Annotated in this window: 14 protein-coding genes; 10 read left to right on the plus strand and 4 right to left on the minus strand. The window is 44.2% G+C overall.

What is annotated here, in order from left to right:
* On the minus strand, nucleotides 1-4,538 hold a 4,538-nt coding region (locus QUA42_RS19945; protein WP_333139429.1), incomplete at its 3' end, for an AAA family ATPase.
* 406 nt (nucleotides 4,539-4,944) lie between these two features.
* Here QUA42_RS19945 and QUA42_RS19950 point away from each other — a divergent pair.
* Entirely contained in the window at nucleotides 4,945-5,433 is a 489-nt protein-coding gene (locus tag QUA42_RS19950) for a hypothetical protein (protein WP_333139505.1), read from the plus strand.
* 123 nt (nucleotides 5,434-5,556) lie between these two features.
* Here QUA42_RS19950 and QUA42_RS19955 read toward each other — a convergent pair whose 3' ends face one another.
* The 3 genes from QUA42_RS19955 to QUA42_RS19965 all read right to left on the minus strand — a co-directional run bounded on the left by QUA42_RS19955 (nucleotide 5,557) and on the right by QUA42_RS19965 (nucleotide 7,773).
* Entirely contained in the window at nucleotides 5,557-6,225 is a 669-nt protein-coding gene (locus QUA42_RS19955) for a 2OG-Fe dioxygenase family protein (RefSeq protein ID WP_333139431.1), read from the minus strand.
* Nucleotides 6,226-6,406: 181 nt separating this feature from the next.
* Nucleotides 6,407-7,171: an aldolase/citrate lyase family protein gene (locus QUA42_RS19960; RefSeq protein WP_333139433.1), complete on the minus strand. Its 765-nt coding sequence runs from the start codon at nucleotides 7,169-7,171 to the stop codon at nucleotides 6,407-6,409.
* An 89-nt stretch (nucleotides 7,172-7,260) separates the two neighbouring features.
* Nucleotides 7,261-7,773: a hypothetical protein gene (locus QUA42_RS19965; RefSeq protein WP_333139434.1), complete on the minus strand. Its 513-nt coding sequence runs from the start codon at nucleotides 7,771-7,773 to the stop codon at nucleotides 7,261-7,263.
* Nucleotides 7,774-7,933: 160 nt separating this feature from the next.
* On the opposite strand from QUA42_RS19965, the gene QUA42_RS19970 reads away from it, so the two are divergent.
* The 9 genes from QUA42_RS19970 to QUA42_RS20010 all read left to right on the plus strand — a co-directional run bounded on the left by QUA42_RS19970 (nucleotide 7,934) and on the right by QUA42_RS20010 (nucleotide 22,693).
* Nucleotides 7,934-10,042, plus strand: coding sequence for an FAD-dependent oxidoreductase (locus tag QUA42_RS19970; RefSeq protein ID WP_333139436.1), 2,109 nt, complete (start codon nucleotides 7,934-7,936; stop codon nucleotides 10,040-10,042).
* Between the two features lie 291 nt (nucleotides 10,043-10,333).
* Complete coding sequence (locus tag QUA42_RS19975) at nucleotides 10,334-16,153, plus strand: HAMP domain-containing protein (RefSeq protein WP_333139438.1); 5,820 nt, start codon at nucleotides 10,334-10,336, stop codon at nucleotides 16,151-16,153.
* Between the two features lie 75 nt (nucleotides 16,154-16,228).
* Nucleotides 16,229-17,056 carry a protein-glutamate O-methyltransferase CheR gene (locus tag QUA42_RS19980; RefSeq protein ID WP_333139440.1) on the plus strand — a complete coding sequence of 276 codons (828 nt, stop codon included), beginning with the start codon at nucleotides 16,229-16,231 and terminating at the stop codon, nucleotides 17,054-17,056.
* Entirely contained in the window at nucleotides 17,010-17,735 is a 726-nt protein-coding gene (locus tag QUA42_RS19985; protein ID WP_333139442.1) for a chemotaxis protein CheB, read from the plus strand. Before QUA42_RS19980 ends, QUA42_RS19985 begins: the two co-directional genes overlap by 47 nt.
* Before the next feature lie 7 nt (nucleotides 17,736-17,742).
* Nucleotides 17,743-19,809 (plus strand): response regulator, encoded by a 2,067-nt coding sequence (locus tag QUA42_RS19990; protein ID WP_333139444.1) that lies wholly within the window; start codon nucleotides 17,743-17,745, stop codon nucleotides 19,807-19,809.
* A 142-nt stretch (nucleotides 19,810-19,951) separates the two neighbouring features.
* Nucleotides 19,952-20,779, plus strand: coding sequence for a type I methionyl aminopeptidase (gene map / locus QUA42_RS19995; RefSeq protein WP_333139446.1), 828 nt, complete (start codon nucleotides 19,952-19,954; stop codon nucleotides 20,777-20,779).
* Nucleotides 20,780-20,984: 205 nt separating this feature from the next.
* Nucleotides 20,985-21,677, plus strand: coding sequence for a response regulator transcription factor (locus QUA42_RS20000; RefSeq protein ID WP_190663224.1), 693 nt, complete (start codon nucleotides 20,985-20,987; stop codon nucleotides 21,675-21,677).
* Between the two features lie 106 nt (nucleotides 21,678-21,783).
* Entirely contained in the window at nucleotides 21,784-21,972 is a 189-nt protein-coding gene (locus QUA42_RS20005; RefSeq protein ID WP_333139449.1) for a hypothetical protein, read from the plus strand.
* Nucleotides 21,973-22,333: 361 nt separating this feature from the next.
* Nucleotides 22,334-22,693, plus strand: coding sequence for a hypothetical protein (locus QUA42_RS20010; protein ID WP_333139451.1), 360 nt, complete (start codon nucleotides 22,334-22,336; stop codon nucleotides 22,691-22,693).
* Nucleotides 22,694-23,034: the final 341 nt, after the last annotated feature.

The raw sequence follows: 23,034 nt of genomic DNA on the forward strand, positions 1-23,034 counted from the left end.
CGATCGCTCACTAATTGCTCTAAGTTTTGATTGAACTCCTGCAAGTTATTGTAGAGTTGGGCATTTTCAATGGAAATGGCTATTTGGGCCGATAACAATTTTAACAGTTCTAGTCTATCTTTAGTGAAAGCTCCTTCTGTGAGGTTATTTTCTAGGTAAAGAATGCCTGTCAGTTTGCCTTGGTGTAGCAGAGGCGTGCAGAGAATGGATTTGGGTTGAGTGGCTGCTATATAAGGATCGCGGGTAAATTGTCCCTCTTGGGTGGCGTTATTTAAAACTACGTTTTCCTGGGTGCGGATGACGTAGTGGGCGATCGCACTTGCGAGTTTGGGCGTTTCAAGAGAAGCTGCTTCTGCATTCAGAGGAAGTGATCGCAGCACGCTAACTTCATCTTCCTTCACGGAACCTTCTGCCTCGATGGCCCAGTTTCCTGCTTTTTCTAAAATTAAAAATCCTTTTTGGGCGCCTGCATTTTCGATGGCGATTTTCATCAACCTTTCTAGTAGCTTACTCAAAACTATTTCACCGGAAATTGCTTGGGAAGCTTTCATTACTGTGGCTAAATCTAGTGTCTCTCCCAAATTGGTGCTAGTGGTGGTAGTAGGCTGAGTCGTTGTTTGGTTAAGTTTTGTTTGAGTTGTGGTTTTGATTTTAGCTAGGAATTGGGGGTATTTTTGTTCTAAATCCTCAACTTTAGCTAGAGCGCCCCAGAGTTGGTAGCTATAATGAGCTTTTTGCATATAAAGTTGAGCAAAATCTTCTTTGCCTTTAGCCAACCAGAATTTAGCCGCTAGTTCGTTCGCCAAAGCTTCGTTCTGGATATAGTCGTTTTCTCTAGCCGAAGCGATCGCTTTGTCGTATAAATCAAAGGCTTCTAAATCTTTCCCAGCTACCCGCGCTATTTCTGCTTCAACGAGCAGATACTTATGTAAATAGTTTTCCGGACAATTATTTGCCCAAATTTTCATTTTTTCTTGATTTATTGCCAGCTTTGAATAATACTCGGCTTTTTCAATTGGACTCGCTTGAAGAATAACATTCAATAAAATTAAAGAATGGTAAAAATAATGTTCAGATTCGTTGGCAAGTCCGATTGTAAAGGGGAGCATTTCTTCACTTGAATTAGCGGCATTCAACGCTTCAGCATAGTTTTCATACAGGAAAAAAAGTTGAGCTTTCAATGTCCTATACAATGCTATGCCGGGGGAAAACTGACTTTCCTGCCCCATTTGCATACAGCCATTTTCATTAAAGCGATCGCTGCTCAAGGAGAATTTATCTGCTGTCAAACCTTGTAGATTAAAGACAAAATGCTGGCACATCATTTGTGCCTCTACAAAGACTTGATTTTTTATCTTTAGTAAATATTCGGTATATTTATAAGATTCTTCTAGAACGCTCGTTAATTCCTCTCCCATTAAAATCTTTTGCAAAAGAGAATTGTACGCAATATAGCAAGCATAAATATCCCCAGTTTCAATCCCGGCTTGATAACCTTTTATGAAAATGGGAACATTGGTCCGCATATGGCTGCGCCAGTGACCAATTAACCCAGCAAATAAATTAGAAACTTTACAGATTAACTTAAAATTATTAAGTTTTTCATTCAAATCTATGGCTAATTTACCAAACTCATAACCTGCTTCATAATCCTCTAATCTCGATCCAGCTATAATTCCCCAGAACGCATAGCCGTGAGGAGATACGTCAGAATTGCCATATTGGATGGAGAGATTCACCATCTTTAATGCAGTCAAAGCGAGTAAGTCTTGGTCAGTAAAATAAGCAGGCCCAGTCATATTCATCAATATCTGCATGCAAGCCATAATTTCTAGGTCTTGCATTGCAGAGGCATCAATTAAATCTGCTATTTTAATTGTTTGGAGGTGGGTGCGATAGGTCTGCAACTCTAATTCTAATTGCGCTAGCAGTTCGTCATTATTACTAGGCCAGTTTAACCCTAACTCTTTTAAGGCTTCTGAACCTACTTTAATGTTCGCTATATATTTGCCAGTATTATCATAAAATACTAAGCGCATATTTTGAACCGCTGCTCTATCTAAATTAGATTTAGCTTTAGTTAAAAGTAGATCGAAAAGTTCTTCGGCTTTTTCAAAATTGCTACAAAGATATTCGCACTCTGCCTGTTCTTGGTATAACTCAAAAATTAACCGATAATCTTGCTCCCAAATATTTTTTGGCAATATTTCGATCGCTGCCGTCAGATATTTTAAAGCGGGTTCATAAGCTGCCGAAGCCTTAGCTTTTTTACCAGCGATTAAATTCAACTTTGCAAGTTCATAAATTGATTCAGAACTGGTTAGGAGTTCGGCGCCTATATTCAAATGGTTAATAATATCAAAGATTTTTTCTTCTAATTCTTTGTCGGTAGTATTTTGGAGAACTAATTGACCTATTTTTAAATGAGTTTCCTTTTTTTCCTCTTCGGGAATGAGGGCATAAGCCGCTTGTTGCACTCTGTCATGAAGAAATTTAAAGGAAAGAATTACTAAGCGAGCTTCTATTATTTCTTCTGGTGTAGTTTCCCATTCAGAAATCGGCAAGACTAACCCTTCCTGAATGGCAGGTAAAAGGTCGTAATAAGTTACGGCTGCAGTTGTCTCTTGAATGATAGAAATAGTATGTAAATTAAATGTATTACCGACACAAGCAGCTAACTGCAAAATCTTTTGGGTGGCGGGAGACAGTTTTCTTAACTTCCTAATCATTAACTCCACAACATTATCAGTAATTCCGATTGCCTCAATTTGAGCAATGTCCCATTGCCATTGGGCGTGACTGCCTTGGGAGGGAGGGATAAACTTCAGTAATTTTTCCTGAAAGAGGGTTTTGAAAAATTGATTTACAAAGAAGGGATTGCCCGAAGTTTTTTTGATGGCTAATTCGGCTAAATGCCCTACTGCGTTAGTATGTAGCGTGTCGGCAATTAGGTTGCTAATATGTTCGAGGGCTAAAGGAGTTAAGGTAATTGCATTAATAATTGCACCTTTAGTCCGAAGCAAATCCAGCGTTATAATTAACGGATGGTTGCGATTCACTTCGTTATCCCGATACGCACCAATTAAAAATAAATATTTTGTTCCTTCATCCGCGATCGTTGTTTCCAGCAATTTCAGAGTAGCGGAGTCAGCCCATTGCAAATCGTCTAGAAAGATAACTAAAGGATGCTCGACTGAGCAGAATACGCGGATGAATTTTTGAAAGATTAAATTAAAGCGGTTTTGTGCTTCGCTAGCACCTAATTCTTGGACGGGTGGTTGTTTGCCGACGATGAGTTCTACGTCGGGAATGACATCTATAATGATTTGACCGTTATCACCAAACGCCGCTAAAAGTTTTTCTTTCCAGGCGCCCAGTTGCGTTTCGCTTTCAGTTAATAGTTGCTTGACCAAGGATCCAAAAGCTTTGACAACAGCCGCATAAGGAACATTGCGTTGAAATTGGTCGAATTTCCCGGCAATAAAATAACCGCTTGCCTTAGTAATCGGTTTATAAACTTCTTGCACTAAGGCTGATTTGCCAATGCCAGAGTAACCGGACACTAACATAATTTCTGTTGTGCCATTGCTGACTCGCTCGAAGGCTGCTAATAAGGTTTCTATTTCGCGTTCTCTACCATAAAGTTTTTGAGGTATTTGAAACTTATCAGTAATATCTTTTTGGGCGAGATCAAAATCTAAAATCGTTCCTTTAGCCTGTAGTTGTTCCAGACATTGTTCTAAATCTGCGATAATTCCCCAAGCACTTTGGTATCTTCTTTCAGCAGTTTTTTCTAACAGTTTTACTACAATCTCAGAAACCGCTTTAGGAATTTCTGGATTGATTTCATGGGGCGGCACTGCTTGTTTAGCAATATGACAGTGCAGTAATTCCATTGCATCGTTGTAATCCCATGGCAGTTGCCCCGTTAGCAGTTCGTAAAAAGTAACTCCTAATGAGTAAAAATCCGTGCGGTAGTCGATCGCTCGGTTCATTCGGCCTGTTTGTTCCGGCGATATATAGCTGAGAGTGCCTTCTAAAACATTAGGATTTTTTAGGGTAGGATTCTCACGAGTTAAAACAGTAGAGATGCCAAAATCTATGATTTGGACTAGCCCTGTTGTCGAGTTAATAATAATATTGCTGGGGTTGATATCTTTATGAATAATGTTATGTTGATGAATTTGACCTAAAGCTCTGGTTATTTTAATAGCTGTTAACAAAAACTCTTCTAAGGTAAGTTTGTGATCAGCCAACCACAGCTTTAATGCTTCTCCACCACTCTCCTCGAAAATAATAACCAAACTGTTCTGGTATCTTTCTAAGCTGTAGGTTTTAGGTACCGTTTCTAGGTTGAGATTGCGTGTAATTTCGTATTCCTGCTTGTATCTGACTAACGAAGCTGGCATCGGATAATCTTGCTTGAGAAATTTGAGAATGACTGGTTGGTTGTCTTGCTTTCTCAGTCCTTGGGAAACTAAAGAATTGTTACTTTCATGAATTTGGTTAGTAATCTCGTAGCCGGCTAACTTAATCATCCTTGCAGCCTCTTTTAATAATAAATACACATTTTCTTTAGCAATTATCAATTTGTAAGTAGATGTACCCTCTCATATAAAGACTAGCCTGCACTTTAAGCAAAATTTAAATTTCAGCTAAAAAAATATTAATTTTTACATTTCTTCAAAAAAATACAAATAAAGATTTATGTTAGGAGGGATCTCGCAGCTTCCTCCAAAAGCAGGCAGAACAGAGACCAAGGGCGATCGCTCTTGGTCTTCAGAGGAGATTTGTACGGCTTGTTATAGTTACTCTATCCATAGCCAGATATGGGGGGACTGGCGGGGGGTGAATTTGACTTTTGCAAGAACTCTAAAGAAGTTTATAGATCACCTGGGATCGTGTAGAATCTGAAAAAATAATTTTAATGGAGTTTTGTTGCAAATGAAATTTTTGGCGATCGAAACACTAATTGTTAGTTCTATCCTTCTGTCAATTTCATCATTGTCCTCTGCTCAAAGTAATCAACAGGGCTCTACAATTCTCCCCACAGGAACTTACTACGCTCAAGGAACAATGTTCAATAACTTCCGTAGAGAGATTGCACATCAAAACAATAGAATCTGCATCAAGATCGTCGATGGCCCTGCAAATCCCTACAAAGGAGTCGAATCAATCACAATTAGCAGCGTGTCTTTGGAAAATGGGAAATTCTATATTGATGCAACTGGTACAGAGCTACTATTAAAAAACAATGGAAAAGCATTCTCTGGCGACATTCGCGGTACATGGGAGTATAGAGGTATCTCCCCCGATCCAAGGAGTCAACCCATACAAGCTAAAAAAATGGCAGAATGTGTAGCTGCTCAAGGACGATATGTGCAGAAGATGGAAGGAATATCCATTTCAGGAATCGATTTTCCCAAGCATTAACCACGATCGAGATGGGTGGGGGCGCAACCAAAAGGTGATCTGTGGGATGCAGTAATGGGTAATCGGAGTAAGGTGCGCGGCGCGCACCCTACATCATTAGGTTATGCGTCCAGGACTGTATCCTCAATCGGTCAGCAAACTCGGAGAAGTCAGCACAAAGACATCCCTGGTTCCCACCCCTTCAGATTCCGGTTTAATCGGTGTAGTAAAGTGGAAAAACTCGTGGTCGTTAACTAACAGCAATTCTCCCGGATGCAGAATTTTATTAAAAACAGGCTTCTCTTTTTTAGCCAAGTACAAATGCGTTTCCCCGCCTACAATATTAGTTCTGTCAACCGAGAAAATCCCGATAAAGTCAGTACCGTCTTGGTGAATGCCTTCCGGTGCCGGGTTGCCGAAATTGTTTGGCGAACAAGTCGTCCTGATTTGATGGATGCCGATTTCAGCTTCCGGGTGAATTTTGCAGGAATCGAAAAAAGCAAAAATCATCTGTTTGAAATTATCGAGGGCGATTAGCCGATCGTCCAATTCGGCAAATTCCCGCCTGATATCACCCACTAGCGGATTGTATGTTTTGCTTTGATACAAATAGCCGTGAGGTAACTTAACTAACTCATTTCCGTTGACTGCAAACCGCGACAATCTTCTAGAACGATACTTACCTTTCACATACGGATCGACAGGCATATCGTCAAAAAATTCCTTGAAACCTTCTAGCTTAATCGAGTTTACTTTTTTGAAAGTAAACATGAAGGCATAATCCAAATGAATGGATTCTAATACGGTTTTCATAGATTTTACTCCCTGAAGCCTTGCTCCCCTCCCTAATTTTGCCTTGAGGAGGTGTATGCTTCTACTCTAGCGCAGGTTTTTTGTATGTGTCGTAAAAGACACTACTAAAATTGCAAAGATATCGTAAAGCTTGCAAGATGAATCCGGGGGCTGGTTCTTCTTTTAATCCCAAATCCAAAATCTAAAATCGATTGACCGCTTTCACCAGCGACTGACAGGCGCGCAGGAAAACGGCAACATCGACCCCAAGTGTGACGTACTGAACGCCAGCATCAATCCACTGCTGGGCGATTTCGGGGTTGTCAGCAAAAGTACCCGCGGCTTTGCCTGCTTTGCGGATGGTTTGCACTGCCTCCTGCATCATGTCGATGACCCGGGGATCGCGGACTTGGCCGGGAATGCCGATCGACTGCGACAGATCGTAAGGCCCTAGAAAAATCACGTCCACCTCTGGGACAGTCACTATTTCTGCCAGGTTGTCGATGCCAGCTTTGCCTTCGACATGAATCACAACTAAGGATTCTTCGTTGAGTTTGTCGGTGATATTTGTACCTGCGGCGGTGTAAAGTCCCGCCCGCGTAGCGAAGGAAAGGCCTCGCGTGCCCAGAGGACTGTATTTAGCGCTTTTGACAGCGGTTTCAGCATCAATTTTGCTTTCAATTTGAGGTACTTGAACACCTGCACTGCCGATGTCGAGAGCTCGTTGGATTTGCGGCCCGTCGTTTTTGCGGACGCGAATAATCGGTGCAATGCCGGTACAGTCGGCGGCGCGACACAAATCTTCAGCAGCAAGCGGGTTCAGGGGGCCGTGTTCCATGTCGATAACCGCAAAGTCGAATCCAGCGTGACCGCATATTTCCATGAATGCGGGATAAGCGCAGTTCATAAATAAACCGAGGACTGTTTCCCCTTGTTTAATTTTTTGTTTTAGTTTGTTGGGACGCATAATTTGGGAGTTTTTTTACCGCCGCTGACGGCCGATGAACCTAAAGTGTTTTTAATAATACAGCTAAATTATTGCCGTTACCAATTACTTTATGTTAAGAGAATAGACAAAAATTTTGTAGCTGCTTTTGCTTCTATTTTAAAGGGAATCAAGCACAAAAGCCAGCCCAAAATAAACATTGCTAAAATTGGTAAAAATATTGCTCCCACGGATGGTTCTACTAACCAAGCAAATAAAGCAAACATTCCAATACTGCCAGTTGTCCACAGCCAAAGAATCAGAAATCCTATAACTGTTTTATGTAAACTCATCCTAATTTTGATGGAACAACCGAACTGTTGATTCTGTATATCTCCGTGTATAATTGGAAACAATAAATGTCTCCCGATGATGATGCGATTAATTTTGAAGGTTTTGCCATAAATCGTTCCTTCATAGGGTTTCGCAGGGGGCGGACCAAAGGGTATAATTATTCTAACAACTTTTGGAGGAGTAACAACTTCGTCCAACCTGCGTAAAAGTTCGGAATAAGTTAAACTGGTGGTAATTGTTAAAGTCTCAAAAGGAATTAATGACCTAAAAAATTTGACGATTTTCAGCATAAGGTAGATCCGGCTGTTCAATAGTTGTTGCTGGTATTAATGCCTCTTCTCTAAAAAAGTTTTCCCTGACAACACCGCGAAATACCAGTATACTGCAAAATAAACATTTAGATGGGATGAGTGTTTTTCGCTGATGTCAAAATTAATTCCACAATCTCCGATGAAACTTCGACAGTATCTATTTTTGCTCAAAGGTCGATCGATCCTTAGCCTCACCCTCGGCATAATTTCCGCGATGGGGAGCATTTCCCCAGTATTTGCCGCACCTCCCCGCAATCCGGACACTGCAGAAACTTGCGACATTCTAGTAGCAGGCGGCGGGCTTGCAGGCGCTGCTACCGCTTACGAAGGTTTGCTGGCGGGGCGCACAGTTTGCCTCACTGAAATTACTGACTGGGTAGGCGGCCAAATTTCCTCCCAGGGAACTTCGGCACTCGATGAAAGAGAGACTCAGCGATCGCTCTTATTTTACCCCCGTGGCTACCTCGAATTGCGGGGGCGGATCAAGGAACATTACGGGCGGCTAAATCCTGGAGGCTGTTGGGTTAGCTATTCGTGTTTCATGCCCTACGACGGTCACAAAATTCTATTTAACATCTTGCAGGATGCCGCTAGAAAAGGCAAAGGCACGCTGAAATGGTTTCCTAATACGGTTATTAAAGAACTAGCAATTACTCCTGCTGTGGCTGGGAATACGGTTGGGGGCCAACAAATTAAAAGTGCGATCGCCATTCAACACAAACCCGCCGCCAACACGCCACCACTCAACACCGAAACTCTTTCTCAAACTATCGAAGATGCCTATCGCTACGAAAATTCTCCGCGATTTAACAAAACTATTATTCGGTTTATTTCTAAAGCCTCTCAGAACCCCCCTAACAAAAAAAGGGGGGGAGATTCCCCAAGTTCCCCGCCTTTACAAGGGGGTGCTGATTGGTACGTTGTAGATGCCACTGAAACAGGCGAATTGATCGGACTTGCCGATGTTCCCTACCGCCTCGGAATTGACCCGCGTTCCCCTCTTGAACCTTCCTCCCCCAGCGCAACCGGCGATGCTTACTGCACTCAAGGTTTTACCTACACCTTTGCGATGCAGGCAACGAAGGAACCGCAGCAGCATCAAGTGCCATCTTTTTATCAACAATACGCTCCTTACTACAGCTACGAATTGCAGAGATTAGCGAGCTTTCCCTTAGTTTTTACCTACCGCCAAATCAGGAGCATGAGACCGGATGAAAAGCGACCTTCAGACCCAAAGCAATTTCCGATTTATCCGGGGGATATTTCGATGCAAAACTGGACTTGGGGCAATGACTATCGTCCCGGTTCTGCTGAGGATAATTTAATTTATTCTCGCGCCCAGTTGGAAGCAGCAGGTCAACTGCAACCGGGGGGATGGATGGGCGGTGTGCGAACCGAAACTTTGCGAAAGGGAGAAGAAAATGCCAAAGGATTTTTCTACTGGCTGGTAACAGGAACTACTGACTCGCAGCTAGGAGAGGGAGTGAAAAAGCCTAATCCAAACAATCGTTTTTTGAGCGGGTTGGATTCGCCGATGGGAACAGTACACGGACTTTCTAAATATCCTTATATGCGGGAGGGCCGGCGCATTATTGGGCGGCCGAGTTTCAATCAGCCTCAAGGTTTTACGGTGTGGGAAGTTGATATGTCTCGCACTGACTTTACGGCTGATTTTTATCGCCAGAATTTGTCAGAGGAAGAGTATCGCAATTTGTGGTTGGCTGTGGGTGGTTTGAATGCGCCGGCTTTGGCTGTGGGAAGTCAATCTGTTGAGGATACAAAATCGCGATCGCGCGCTACGATTTATCCTGATTCTGTGGGTATCGGTCATTATGCGATCGACTTTCACCCCTGCATGACTAACAGTCCGCCGGAAGCACCGGGAAATACCGAACGCGAAGGCACTCGCAAAGCTCAAGGGCAAGCTTATCCCTTCCAAATTCCGCTGCGGGCAATGATTCCCCAGAAAATTGACAATATGTTAGTGGCAGGTAAAAGTATTGCTGTTAGCCACACAGCGGCGGCTGCTTATCGAGTGCATTCTTTTGAATGGTCTGCCGGTGTGGCGGCGGGAGTTACGGCTGCTTTTTCCCTAGAAAAGGGGATTCTACCTTATGAATTAGTGGACGAATTGCCGTCCCGCGAGCCAAACTTGGAAGTGTTACAGTTGCGGTTGCAACAAAATGCCAATCCCATCGCATTTCCGGGTACTTCTATTTTCAATAGTTCGTGGCAAAATTGGAAATAATCGCAGTTGGTAATCTGTAGGGCGGCCAGGATGCCCGCCCTACAAGAAAATTCACTCTTTGTAGAAAAGGGTGGAACATGCTTTGGGGCTTGTTCTTGACACCCGACAATTAACTGGTTATTAAGAAGAGCCTGCGAACCAGTATAAAATAACCAATAACAAAATAGCTGATAAACAGCAATTTGTCATCCATCTTTCGATAGAAGCAATCAGACACTGCTTTAGTCGGATAATATCAATAATCTCAAAAATATTCCCCCTTCCCCTTCAAACTCGTCAAAGGTAACTGTCATGTCAACTGCACAGATCACAAGCCCCAATTCCAATAATGGTTATGCCAAACAGTTACTTAGAACCTTAGTGGCAGTCAAAAAAGGGGACTTTTCAGTTCGGATGCCCATAGACCAGACCGGTCTAGCGGGGAAAATTGCTGACGAACTTAACGACATTATCGATCTCAATGAGAGAATGGCGGCCGAACTCGATCGGATCGGCACAGTTGTCGGTAAAGAAGGCAAAATCGCCCAGCGGGCCACCATCGGCAGCGCCGAGGGTTCATGGGCAGCTAGCGTAAACTCTGTCAATACCCTAATTACAGATTTAGTGCAACCAACCTCTGAAACCGCCAGAGTAATTCGGGCCGTAGCAAAAGGGGATTTATCGCAAACTATCGCCTTAGAAATAGAAGACAGACCCCTCAAAGGAGAATTCCTCCAAACAGCGCAAATTGTTAACACAATGGTAGACCAGTTGAGCTCCTTTGCGTCGGAAGTAACCAGGGTTGCTAGGGAAGTGGGAACCGAAGGGAAATTAGGCGTGCAAGCTGAAGTTAAAGGAGTTGCTGGAACTTGGAAAGATTTAACAGATTCAGTTAACTCGATGGCGGGGAATTTAACAGCACAAGTGCGTAACATTGCCGAAGTGACAACGGCGGTGGCAAATGGCGACTTGTCGAAGAAAATTACGGTAGATGTAAAAGGGGAAATTCTCGAACTGAAAAACACGATTAACATCATGGTGGATCAGTTGAGTTCCTTCGCATCTGAAGTAACCAGAGTTGCTAGGGAAGTGGGAACCGAAGGGAAATTAGGCGTGCAAGCTGAAGTGCGGGGAGTTGCAGGAACCTGGAAAGATTTAACGGATTCAGTTAACTCGATGGCAGGCAATCTTACGGCACAAGTACGGAACATTGCCGACGTGACGACTGCTGTGGCAAATGGTGACTTATCTAAAAAAATTACAGTAGATGTTAAAGGTGAAATTCTGGAGTTAAAAAACACTATTAACATCATGGTGGATCAGTTAAATTCCTTCGCATCTGAAGTAACGCGGGTGGCGAGAGAAGTAGGTTCCGAAGGCAAACTCGGCGGTCAAGCTGAGGTGAAAGGAGTTGCCGGAACTTGGAAGGATTTAACGGATAGCGTTAACTTCATGGCAGGCAGTTTGACAGCACAAGTGCGGAACATCGCTGAAGTGACAACCGCTGTGGCAAAGGGCGATTTATCTAAGAAAATTACAGTAGATGTTAAAGGGGAAATTCTCGAACTCAAAAATACCGTCAACACGATGGTTGACCAGTTAAATTCCTTCGCATCTGAAGTAACCAGGGTTGCTAGGGAAGTGGGAACGGAAGGTAAATTAGGCGTGCAAGCTGAAGTGCAGGAAGTAGCAGGAACCTGGAAAGATTTAACGGATTCAGTTAACTCAATGGCCGGGAATTTAACAGCACAAGTTCGCAACATTGCTGAGGTGACGACGGCTGTTGCTAACGGTGACTTATCTAAAAAAATTACGGTACAGGTTAAAGGCGAAATTTTAGAACTAAAAAACACCATTAACGTGATGGTGGATCAGCTTAATTCCTTTGCATCTGAAGTAACCAGGGTTGCTAGGGAAGTGGGTTCCGAAGGTAAACTCGGCGGTCAAGCGGATGTCCGAGGCGTAGCAGGAACTTGGAAGGATTTAACGGATTCAGTGAATTTTATGGCGGGTAGTTTGACCGAACAAGTACGGAATATTGCGGCTGTTACGACTGCTGTGGCAAATGGCGACTTGTCGAAGAAAATTACTGTAGATGTTAAAGGTGAAATTCTGGAGTTAAAAAACACCGTCAACACGATGGTGGATCAGTTAAATTCCTTCGCTTCGGAAGTAACCAGGGTTGCGAGGGAAGTGGGGACGGAAGGGAAATTAGGTGTGCAAGCAGAAGTTAAAGGAGTTGCTGGAACTTGGAAAGATTTAACGGATTCAGTTAACTCGATGGCGGGGAATTTAACAGCACAAGTGCGTAACATTGCCGAAGTGACAACGGCGGTGGCAAATGGCGATTTATCCAAAAAAATTACAGTAGATGTTAAAGGGGAAATTCTCGAACTGAAAAACACGATTAACATCATGGTGGATCAGTTGAGTTCCTTTGCATCTGAAGTAACACGGGTGGCGAGGGAAGTGGGAACGGAAGGTAAATTAGGTGTGCAAGCTTACGTGCGGGGTGTAGGGGGAACTTGGAAAGATTTAACCGATAATGTTAACTTGATGGCGGGGAATTTGACGGCGCAGGTGCGGAATATTGCGGAAGTGACGAAAGCGGTGGCAAATGGCGATTTGTCTAAGAAAATCACCGTCGATGTCAAAGGCGAAATTCTGGAGTTGAAAGACACTATTAACGTGATGGTGGATCAGCTTAATTCCTTCGCTTCTGAGGTAACGCGGGTGGCGCGGGAGGTGGGGACTGAGGGTAAATTGGGCGGTCAAGCTGAGGTGAAAGGAGTTGCGGGAACTTGGAAAGATTTAACCGACAACGTAAACTCGATGGCGGGGAATTTGACAGCGCAAGTGCGGGGTATTGCTAAGGTTGTGACGGCGGTGGCGAATGGCGATTTGAAGCGCAAATTAATGCTGGAAGCTAAGGGAGAAATTGCGACTCTGGCAGATACGATTAACGAGATGATTGATACGCTGGCGACGTTTGCCGATCAAGTTACTACAGTGGCGCGGGAAGTAGGAATTGAAGGGAAATTGGGCGGCCAGGCGAAGGTTCCGGGCGCGGCGGGGACGTGGCGAGATTTGACGGATAATGTGAATGAATTGGCGGCGAATTTGACTACTCAGTTGCGGGCGATCGCCGAAGTGGCAATTGCTGTTACCAGAGGCGATTTAACGAGGTCAATTTCCGTCGCCACGGAAGGAGAAGTTGCGATCGTTAAGGACAACATTAACCAGATGATCGCCAATCTCCGGGAGACTACGCAGAAAAATACTGAGCAAGATTGGCTCAAAACCAACCTTGCTAAGTTTACTCGAATGCTACAAGGTCAGCGGGATTTAGAAACTGTTTCTAAACTAATTCTCTCAGAATTGACGCCGCTGGTGTCTGCTCAGCATGGCGTCTTCTTTATGATGGAATCTGTCGAACACGATCCGTTTCTCAAACTGTTAAGTACCTACGCATACCGCGAACGCAAACAGTTAGGAAATAGATTCCATTTAGGCGAAGGTTTGGTAGGACAGTGCGCCCTGGAAAAAGAACGGATACTGTTGACAGAAGTGCCGGAAAACTACGTTAAAATTGGATCGGGACTGGGAGAATCTACGCCGCTGAATGTGGTGGTTTTACCCGTATTATTTGAGGGACAAGTGACGGCAGTAATCGAGTTAGCTTCGTTCCGCCGATTCAGCGAAATACACTTGACATTCCTCGACCAACTTACAGAAAGTATCGCCATTGTCTTAAATACAATTGCGGCGAGTATGCGGACGGAAGAGTTGCTGAAACAGTCACAGTCTTTGGCAGAAGAGTTACAAACTCAGCAAAAAGAACTAACGGAAACTAACAAGCGTCTCGAACAACAAGCGCAGTCACTCCGCGCATCTGAGGAACTGTTAAAGAGTCAGCAGGAAGAGCTGCAACAAACGAATGAAGAACTAGAAGAACAAGCAGAATTGCTAGCGCTGCAAAATAAGGAAGTTGAGCGGAAAAACCGAGATATCGAACAGGCGAGGGGGTTGTTGGAAGAAAGAGCAGAACAGTTGGCTCTAACTTCTAAGTATAAGTCGGAGTTTCTGGCAAATATGTCTCACGAGTTGCGAACTCCGCTAAATTCGCTGTTGATTCTGGCTCGATTGCTTTCTGACAATACTGAAGGCAATTTGACTCTGAAGCAAGTTGAATATACGCGCACAATTTACTCGGCGGGAAATGATTTGCTGGGGCTGATTAATGACATCTTGGATCTCGCTAAGATTGAATCAGGCACGATGTCGGTGGAAATTGAGCAAGTGTTGTTTACGGACTTGCGAGATCATTTGGATCGGACTTTCCGCCAAATCGCCCAGGATAAGAAGTTGAGTTTTAAAATAGAGCTTGAGGCTGGGTTACCAAAAGGTCTCTATACTGATGCTAAACGGCTGCAACAAGTTTTGAAGAATCTCCTCTCTAATGCGTTTAAGTTTACAGAGCGAGGTGAGGTGAAATTGCGTGCCGAAGTAGTGCGGGAAGGGTGGAGTTTAGAGATAGAAAGTTTAAGGAATTCCCCTACTGTTTTGGCTTTCTCAGTTAGCGATACCGGGATAGGGATTTCTGCTGAAAAACACAGGGTTATTTTTGAGGCTTTCCAACAAGCAGATGGTAGCACTAGCCGCAAATACGGGGGCACGGGTTTGGGTTTGTCAATTAGTAGAGAAATCGCTAATTTGCTAGGCGGAGAAATTAAATTGACAAGTAGTCCTGGTGAGGGTAGTAGGTTCACGCTTTATCTGCCACAAACTTACCAAGAATCGCGAATAATAATCACTGATACGGGAGCGGGAACGGGCAAGCAAACGCCTCCATTACCCTCTGCTAATTCTCCCGCACTTCCTTTGCCGAATTTCCACTTGCCGATCGCGCCTTACCCCTCACCTTTAATCTCTGATGATCGAGAAAATATTGAGAGTGACGATCGCGTGCTTTTGATTATTGAAGATGATGTAAACTTCGCTCGAATTCTGTTGGATATGGCGCAGGAACAGGGTTTTAAAGGTTTGGTGGCTTTGCGGAGCGATATCGGTTTGGCGATGGCGCGAGAGTTCAAGCCAACTGCGATTATGCTGGATCTAAATTTGCCTGTGATGGATGGCTGGACAGTGCTCGATCGCTTGAAGCACGACCCAAGTACGCGCCACATTCCGGTTCACATTGTATCAGTTGAAGAAGGGCGGCAGCGCAGTTTGCAGTTAGGGGCGATCGCCTACTTACAAAAGCCTGTCAGTCGCGAAGCATTGAGCAAAGCTTTGACTGATATTAAGGGTTTTGTCGAGCGGCCAGTGAAGAATTTGCTAGTCGTGGAAGACGACGAAACGCAACGTCTGAGCATTGTGGATTTAATCGGCAATCACGATGTTTCTACCACGGCTGTGGGAAGTGGTGCAGAGGCGCTAGCAATTTTGAAATCGGGGCATTTTGACTGCGTTGTACTCGATTTGGGACTACCAGATATGACTGGTTTTGAACTGATAGAGCAGATCAAGCAAGAGACTACTTTGAAAAGTCTGCCGCTTATTATTTATACGGGCAAAGAGTTGACAAGATCCGAAGAAACTCAACTCAAGCGCATGGCGGAAACAATCATTGTTAAAGATGTGCGATCGCCTGAGCGCCTTTTAGATGAAACAGCTTTGTTTTTGCACCGAGTCCAAGCAAATTTGCCGGAACCCAAGCGCCAAATGCTAGAGCAATTGTATCAAACAGATTCGACGCTTGCGGGCAAAACAGTCTTGATTGTTGACGACGATATGCGGAATATTTTCGCCCTCACAAGTATGCTGGAGCGCCATAAAATGGAAGTTGTGTATGCTGAGAATGGTAGAGAGGGCATTGCTAAATTGCAAAATACGCCTGAGATAAATATTGTGTTGATGGACGTGATGATGCCAGAGATGGACGGTTACGAAACAATGCAAGCAATTCGTAATATGCCTCAATTTGCTTCGTTGCCAATGATTGCTCTGACTGCGAAAGCTATGAAGGGCGATCGGGAAAAATGTATCGAAGCTGGTGCGTCTGACTACATTACCAAACCTGTTGATACGGAACAGTTGCTCTCGCTGCTGCGTGTCTGGCTTTATCGATAATGGAAATCACTTGTCAACTGTCAACTGTCAACTGTCAACTGTCAACAATGCCCAATAACCAATTAGTAATTAAAAATGCCCGAAAGCCATGAACTTGAAACAATCGAAATTCAACTCCTACTAGAGGGAATGTTTCGCTATTACGGATTTGATTTTCGCAATTATGCTCTTGCCTCTCTCAAGCGCCGTATTTGGAACACTATTCGCTCGGAACGGCTCACCACTGTCTCTGCTCTTCAGGAAAAGGTACTGCACAATCCTGCTTATCTAGACCGTTTACTGCTGGACATTTCTGTCAATGTAACGGCGATGTTTCGCGATCCCAGCTTTTACATTAGTTTCAGAAATAAAGTGGTGCCGCTGCTGCGTACTTATCCTTTTATTCGGATTTGGCACGCTGGATGTTCAACGGGAGAAGAAGTCTATTCTATGGCAATCTTGCTGCAAGAAGAAGGACTTTATGACCGTTGTCGGATTTACGCTACGGATATGAATGAATTAGTTTTGAAAACCGCAAAAACTGGGATATTCCCGCTAAAACAAATGCAAGAATATACGCAACTCTACCACCAAGCGGGGGGCAAGAAAGCGTTTTCTGAGTATTACACTGCTGCCTATGAAAATGCGATTTTTCGCTCTTCACTTAAAGATAATATTGTCTTTGCTCACCACAACTTAGCAACGGATAACTCTTTTAATGAATTTAATGTTATTTTATGCCGTAATGTGATGATTTATTTCAATTCACACCTCCAAGAGCGGGTACACAAGCTTTTTTATGAGAGCCTGGGAATGTTTGGGGTTTTAGGACTAGGACATCAGGAGTCTCTAACTTTTACACCTTATGAAAAATACTATGAACCAATTGAAAGTAGTGATAAACTCTACCGAAGAGTTAAATAAAAAAAAATTTGAAATAGTGGTTGTTGGCACGTCTTTGGGAGGACTAGAGGCTCTGACTGTGCTGCTGGCAGATTTGCCACAAAGCTTTCCTTTGCCTGTAGTTATTGTCCAACACCGCCATAAGAGTTCTCAGAATAGGCTTACTTATTTTTTACAAAAGCAAAGCTCTCTCCAAATCACAGAGGCAGAAGACAAAGAAGAGATCGCACCTGGACGGGTTTACTTGGCTCCCGCTGACTATCACTTGCTAATAGAATCGCCCTCTGAGGAGGAGTTTAGCCTGTATGAAAACGAGTTTACAGAATGGGGGAGCGTGGCAGTGGAGTCAATCCATAATTCAAAATCCCCAATCCCCTATCGCGGAACTCCTAAATTTGCACTATCAACTGAAGCTCCTGTCTGCTACGCGCGGCCCTCAATCGATGTGCTGTTTGAGTCGGCTGCGGATGCCTTTGGGGAGAAAGTTATCGGCATAATTTTAACGGGAGCTAATTCGGATGGCACTAAAGGGCTGGCCAAAATTAAAGCTGAGGGAGGATTGACATTTGTGGAGGAACCGGCTTCAGCTCTATGCCCGACCATGCCAGCGTCGGCGATCGCAAATGTTGAAGTAGACTGGATTTTACCCCTCTCTAAAATCGCTCCCTGTTTAGTCAATTTGCTAAGAATTAAAGATTAAAAAAATTATGAATCTGCAGTCCCCCCATCGAGTAAATGTCCTTTTAGTTGACGATCGCCCAGAAAATTTGGTAGCTCTAGAAGCTATTCTCAACAGCCCCTCTTATCATCTAGTACAAGCTAATTCGGGCGCGGAGGCTCTGAGATGCCTGCTTAATGAAGATTTTGCGGTAATTTTGCTTGATGTGCAGATGCCGGGAATGGATGGATTTGAGACCGCAACATTGATTCGCTCTAGAGATCGATCGCGAGCGACTCCGATTATTTTTATCACAGCATTCAGCAGTAATGACACCCACGTGTTTAAAGGTTATTCTCTGGGGGCGGTGGATTACCTGTTCAAACCCTTAGAACCGGAAATATTGACCTCGAAGGTGCAGGTATTTGTGGAATTGTTCCAAAAAACAGTCGAGGTGAAGCAGCAAGCAACACAGTTAGCTGCGGTTAATAATGAACTAAGTAAAAGTGAAGAGCGGTTTCGCACTTTGTGTGCTTGTTCACCACTGGGAATTTACTTAGCTGACGTTGAAGGCCGCTGTACTTACATCAATCCCCGTTGTCAAGCGATTTGTGGGTTAACATTGGAGGAAAGTTTAGCAGAGATTTGGCAGCGGGAAGTTCATCCAGAAGATCGCGAGCGTGTAGTAGCAGATTGGTTAGCTTGGATTAAAGAAGGCCACGAATTTTCTAACGAGTTTCGGTTAGCTGGTAGCGAAACTGTGCGCTGGATTAATGTGCAGTCGTCGCCAATGTTTTCGGATTTGGGAAAACTGATCGGTCACGTGGGCACGGTTAGAGATGTCACAGACCGCAAGCAAGCAGAGGAAGAACGCAGCAGACTAATCCGCGAACAAGTGGCGCGGCAAGAAGCGGAGAGAGCTAACCAGATGAAGGATGAATTTCTAGCTATTCTCTCTCACGAACTCCGCACTCCTTTAAATGCAATTCTCGGCTGGTCTAGGCTGCTTCGCAGCAAAACATTTGACCAAGAAACTATTGATAAAGCCCTAGAAACAATTGAGCGAAATGCTAAATCTCAATCTCAACTCATCGAAGATATTTTAGATGTTTCGCGGATTTTGCGAGGGAAACTAAATTTAAATAAGCATCCGATTCGGTTGGAATCTGCGATAAACCTGGCAATAGATTCTTTGCAGCCCCTGGCTGAGGAAAAATCAATAGTCCTAGAATTAACGTGCAGTCCAAATGTAGGTGAAGTTATCGGCGATTTCGATCGCTTGCAGCAAATTGTGTGGAATTTGCTGTCAAATGCGATTAAGTTTAGTCCGCAAGAGGGTAAAGTACAGGTGCGGTTAGAGTCAGTTGGAGATGAGGCTCAAATTGAGATAATTGATAGCGGCATTGGTATCGCTCCTGATTTTTTGCCTTATGTTTTCGATCGCTTCCGCCAAGCTGATAGCAGCACAACTAGGTCTTACGGGGGTTTGGGCCTGGGATTGGCGATCGTCCGTCACTTGGTGGAACTGCATGGCGGTAAGGTGTATGCAGAGAATAATCCGGGCGAGGGTGCGAAATTTACGGTGGCTTTACCTGTGGCACAGAGGAACGCCCTCGCTGCTGACGATGATTGGTCGCCGCTCAATGACGCGACAGAGGTTCTCCCCACTCTCGCTAATTTGCAATTGCTGGTGGTGGATGATGACGATGATACGCGGGAGTTTTTGATTGCTTTACTCGAGGACGAAGGAGCTATCGTGCGATCGGCGGCATCGGTGGCCGGGGCTCTAGCTGCACTGGAGAGTTATTGGCCGGATCTGCTGCTGAGCGACATTGGAATGCCACAAGCAGACGGCTATGAGTTGATCGCGCGCGTGAGAGAAATGGAATTGCTCAGGGGTGGAAAGATGCCTGCGATCGCTCTGACGGCCTACGCCAGAGAGGAAGAGCGCCAGCAAGCGCTGGAAGCTGGTTTCCAGATGCACTTATCTAAACCAGTTGACATAAATAAGTTAATTGCCACAATTGCTAACCTCACAGGAATGCTCGGAAATCCCGCTCCAACGGACTCGGCGGTTGAAACCGCTTTGTTGACCCGCCAATCCCGTGCCGATTAGTGAGAAAAATATTAAGCTAGCTACAAGGACAAGCGATCGACAGTTCGGAACAAGACACTCGTTTTTCCACAAAAAAGTGGATATTTGCCGTTTTTTTGCTTCAACCTGCCGTCAAAGTACAAAATTACCCGCCAATCAATTCATGAATATTTTTAGCAGTCTGCTTTCTAGCCCAACTCAAGCACCCCAAGTCAAAAAACAGCGTCGAGGCATTGAAATTAAGTCTGAACGCGAAATCGAAATTATGCGGCAGGCAGCGAAAATCGTTGCAACGGTACTCAAAGAAATTTCCCAAATGGTGAAACCGGGAATGACTACTGCTGATTTGGATGCTTATGCCGAAAAACGCATCCGTGCTATGGGGGCAACTCCGAGTTTTAAAGGCTATCACGGTTTCCCAGGATCGATTTGCTCTAGCATTAATAACGAAGTTGTTCACGGCATCCCCAGCGCCAAAAAGGTAATTCGGGCAGGAGATGTTCTCAAGGTAGATACGGGGGCATATTACCAAGGTTTTCACGGCGATTCTTGCATCACGATCGCAGTTGTGGAAGTGACTCCGGAATCGGCAAAATTAATCCGAGTCGCAGAAGAAGCTCTGTACAAAGGCATCGAACAAGTGAAGGCTGGAGCCTATTTGCTCGATTTGGCTGGTGCGATCGAAGATCATGTCAAAAGCAACGGTTTTAGCGTCGTTGAGGAGTTTACCGGCCACGGTGTCGGGCGAAATTTGCACGAGGAACCGTCGGTTTTCAATTTCCGCACGCGGGAAATGCCGAACGTGAAATTGCGAGCCGGCATGACATTGGCGATCGAACCAATTCTGAATGCGGGTTCTAAGTACACTCGGACGCTTTCTGACAAGTGGACGGCTGTAACCGTTGACAATGCTATGTCGGCTCAGTTTGAGCATACTGTGTTGGTAACAGAAACTGGTTATGAAATTTTGACCGATCGTTCAAAAGTTTAAGTGGAATGGTTCAACAATAATTTTGAGTTTTGAGTTTTGAGTTTTGAATTAAAGATTTAAGAACTTTTTAATCGTTAGATCAAAACCTAACTCAAAGCTCTTGAGTTGAACAACAATTTTTTAACTTCCTTCGAGGGATAGAGTGACAATAAGAGTTAAATGCGGCTAAATTTAACAATAGTGGTAAAGCGTAAGGGTAACAACTATGTCAGCACGATTATTATTGGTAGATGATGAACCGGGCTTGCGGGAAGCAGTACAAGCTTATTTGGAAGATAGCGATTTTGCGGTTGAGGTGGCCAGTAATGCTCGGGATGGGTGGGAACTCTTGCAGCAGACTAATCCCGATTTGGTGATTTCAGACATTATGATGCCCCAGGTGGACGGTTATCAATTTCTCAAGCAAGTGCGGGAAGATCCTCGCTATAAGGCTTTGCCGGTGGTATTTTTGACGGCTAAGGGGATGACGAGCGATCGTATTCAAGGCTATCAAGCAGGCTGCGATGCTTATCTTTCTAAGCCCTTCGATCCCGACGAGTTAGTAGCAATAGTAACCAATTTGCTGGCCCGTCGCGCGGCTGCTAAGGAGACGAGCGAAAATGCTGAAAGTCCCGATATTGCTGCTTTGACAAGCCAAATGGCAAGAATTGAGTCTTTGCTGAGTGGGCGGAGTTCGATCGCCCAAAGTCCTTCGCCGATCAAAATTGATTTGACTCCGCGAGAACAAAGTGTTTTGGATTTGGTTGCTCAAGGTTTGATGAATAAGGAAATTGCCCGCCGCTTGGAAACTAGCGTGCGTAATGTGGAAAAGTACGTCAGCCGTTTGTTTAGCAAGACGGGTACTAACAGCCGTACTGAGTTGGTTCGCTTCGCTCTCGAACACGGCTTGACGAAATAGGAGTCCTCTCGACTTGGCTGGAGGCTCTGCCTCGCCGAGCTGCGTTACCAGGCTCTTCCTGGTAACGATAATTATGAAAAAACTTAGAAATGTTAAGATATAAGTATTGACAGATATTTGGTGGCTGTGGTATGTAACATCAGCTTGCTGGTGGCAGCAGGGGAGTGCGAAAACTGGTGTGCGAAAACTGGTTTGCGAAAACTGGTGTGCGAAAACTGGTTTGCGAAAACTGGTTTGCGCTCGAACTTCTCACCCACTTTGCTTTGAGTCTGAGATGAACACTCGCAAAGGCTAGGGAATTACTTAACGGGAAAACCTGACTGTTTAAGAGTTTTCACGTAGTAAATAGAAAGGCAAACAGTTGACCGGATATGCTCTGTTAAGCAAACTTGTCGCGAAGTTTCACATATAAGGTTATATGCTGTGGAAAAGCAAGCCACTATTATATTAATTAATGACTCTGCTCAAAAACGGATAGTTGCGAACTGGAGGAGTGGTAAGTAGCCCACAATTTTAGATCAAAGTTCAAGCTCTCAGATTCATCTGTGGAGTAAATCTAAAATCTAAAATCTAAAATCCACTGACAGCGCTCTAAAGTAGCCGCAGATGTTGAATGTATAGCAGCACCAAAGTTTAGTTTATACCAGGAGAATACCATGAGGAAAATCACGGCGCGACAAACAATAAGTGCCATAGTAGCACTGCCGCTCGTACTAATAGCCAATACAACTGAAGCTTTTGCCACTGATACCAGTCAGAAAATAGATCCAATTAAGAAAGTTTCGGATTTTGGGGATGAACCCAATTTTGATATTGGGCCACCAATAACACTCAGCATTGAAGAAAGCGAGGATTGGGATGAACCTGAGTTTGCAGCTACTTTAGATATGGAGATTAGTAAATTTATGACAAAAAATCTTCAAGCTGTAATTGATGAGCCGCCGCCGATAGTTTATCTCAGTGCGGCCAGGGGCCAGTCAACCCGGGAATGCCGCATTTCTGGGATCTGCGAATAACTGAATCGGATGTGCGATTTGGGCGAGGGCTGGGAACCATGCAAACAAAGACTCTTTGGCTGGATAGAATTTGCGCAATTATCAAGATTTAAGTAAAATCCGGTTGATTTTGCTGGGAATATGCGAATAACAGAGTATGTATTTTTTTGGGTATGCTTTAATGCGATCGGCTAAAATAATAAGTATGCAGGCTGAAATAAACTTAACTAATTGATAGTTTCCCGTGATGGAAAATCGCCCAAAGGGGCCGAAATAAAATTAATCATGTGATTGTTCGCTGTGATTGGCAAACGTAAAAACGGGTAAAAGTAAACTTAGAGCAACCGCCAAAACGGTTAGGA

The sequence above is a fragment of the Microcoleus sp. Pol11C2 genome (assembly GCF_036701505.1).
Lineage (GTDB): Bacteria > Cyanobacteriota > Cyanobacteriia > Cyanobacteriales > Microcoleaceae > Microcoleus.

What these genes read in the sequence shown, in the direction of transcription:
- QUA42_RS19950 (WP_333139505.1), top strand. Translation starts at nt 4,945, where the DNA reads ATGAAATTTTTGGCGATCGAAACACTAATTGTTAGTTCTATCCTTCTG.
- QUA42_RS19955 (WP_333139431.1), bottom strand. Translation starts at nt 6,225, where the DNA reads ATGAAAACCGTATTAGAATCCATTCATTTGGATTATGCCTTCATGTTT.
- QUA42_RS19960 (WP_333139433.1), bottom strand. Translation starts at nt 7,171, where the DNA reads ATGCGTCCCAACAAACTAAAACAAAAAATTAAACAAGGGGAAACAGTC.
- QUA42_RS19965 (WP_333139434.1), bottom strand. Translation starts at nt 7,773, where the DNA reads ATGCTGAAAATCGTCAAATTTTTTAGGTCATTAATTCCTTTTGAGACT.
- QUA42_RS19970 (WP_333139436.1), top strand. Translation starts at nt 7,934, where the DNA reads ATGAAACTTCGACAGTATCTATTTTTGCTCAAAGGTCGATCGATCCTT.
- QUA42_RS19975 (WP_333139438.1), top strand. Translation starts at nt 10,334, where the DNA reads ATGTCAACTGCACAGATCACAAGCCCCAATTCCAATAATGGTTATGCC.
- QUA42_RS19980 (WP_333139440.1), top strand. Translation starts at nt 16,229, where the DNA reads ATGCCCGAAAGCCATGAACTTGAAACAATCGAAATTCAACTCCTACTA.
- QUA42_RS19985 (WP_333139442.1), top strand. Translation starts at nt 17,010, where the DNA reads ATGAACCAATTGAAAGTAGTGATAAACTCTACCGAAGAGTTAAATAAA.
- QUA42_RS19990 (WP_333139444.1), top strand. Translation starts at nt 17,743, where the DNA reads ATGAATCTGCAGTCCCCCCATCGAGTAAATGTCCTTTTAGTTGACGAT.
- map (WP_333139446.1), top strand. Translation starts at nt 19,952, where the DNA reads ATGAATATTTTTAGCAGTCTGCTTTCTAGCCCAACTCAAGCACCCCAA.
- QUA42_RS20000 (WP_190663224.1), top strand. Translation starts at nt 20,985, where the DNA reads ATGTCAGCACGATTATTATTGGTAGATGATGAACCGGGCTTGCGGGAA.
- QUA42_RS20010 (WP_333139451.1), top strand. Translation starts at nt 22,334, where the DNA reads ATGAGGAAAATCACGGCGCGACAAACAATAAGTGCCATAGTAGCACTG.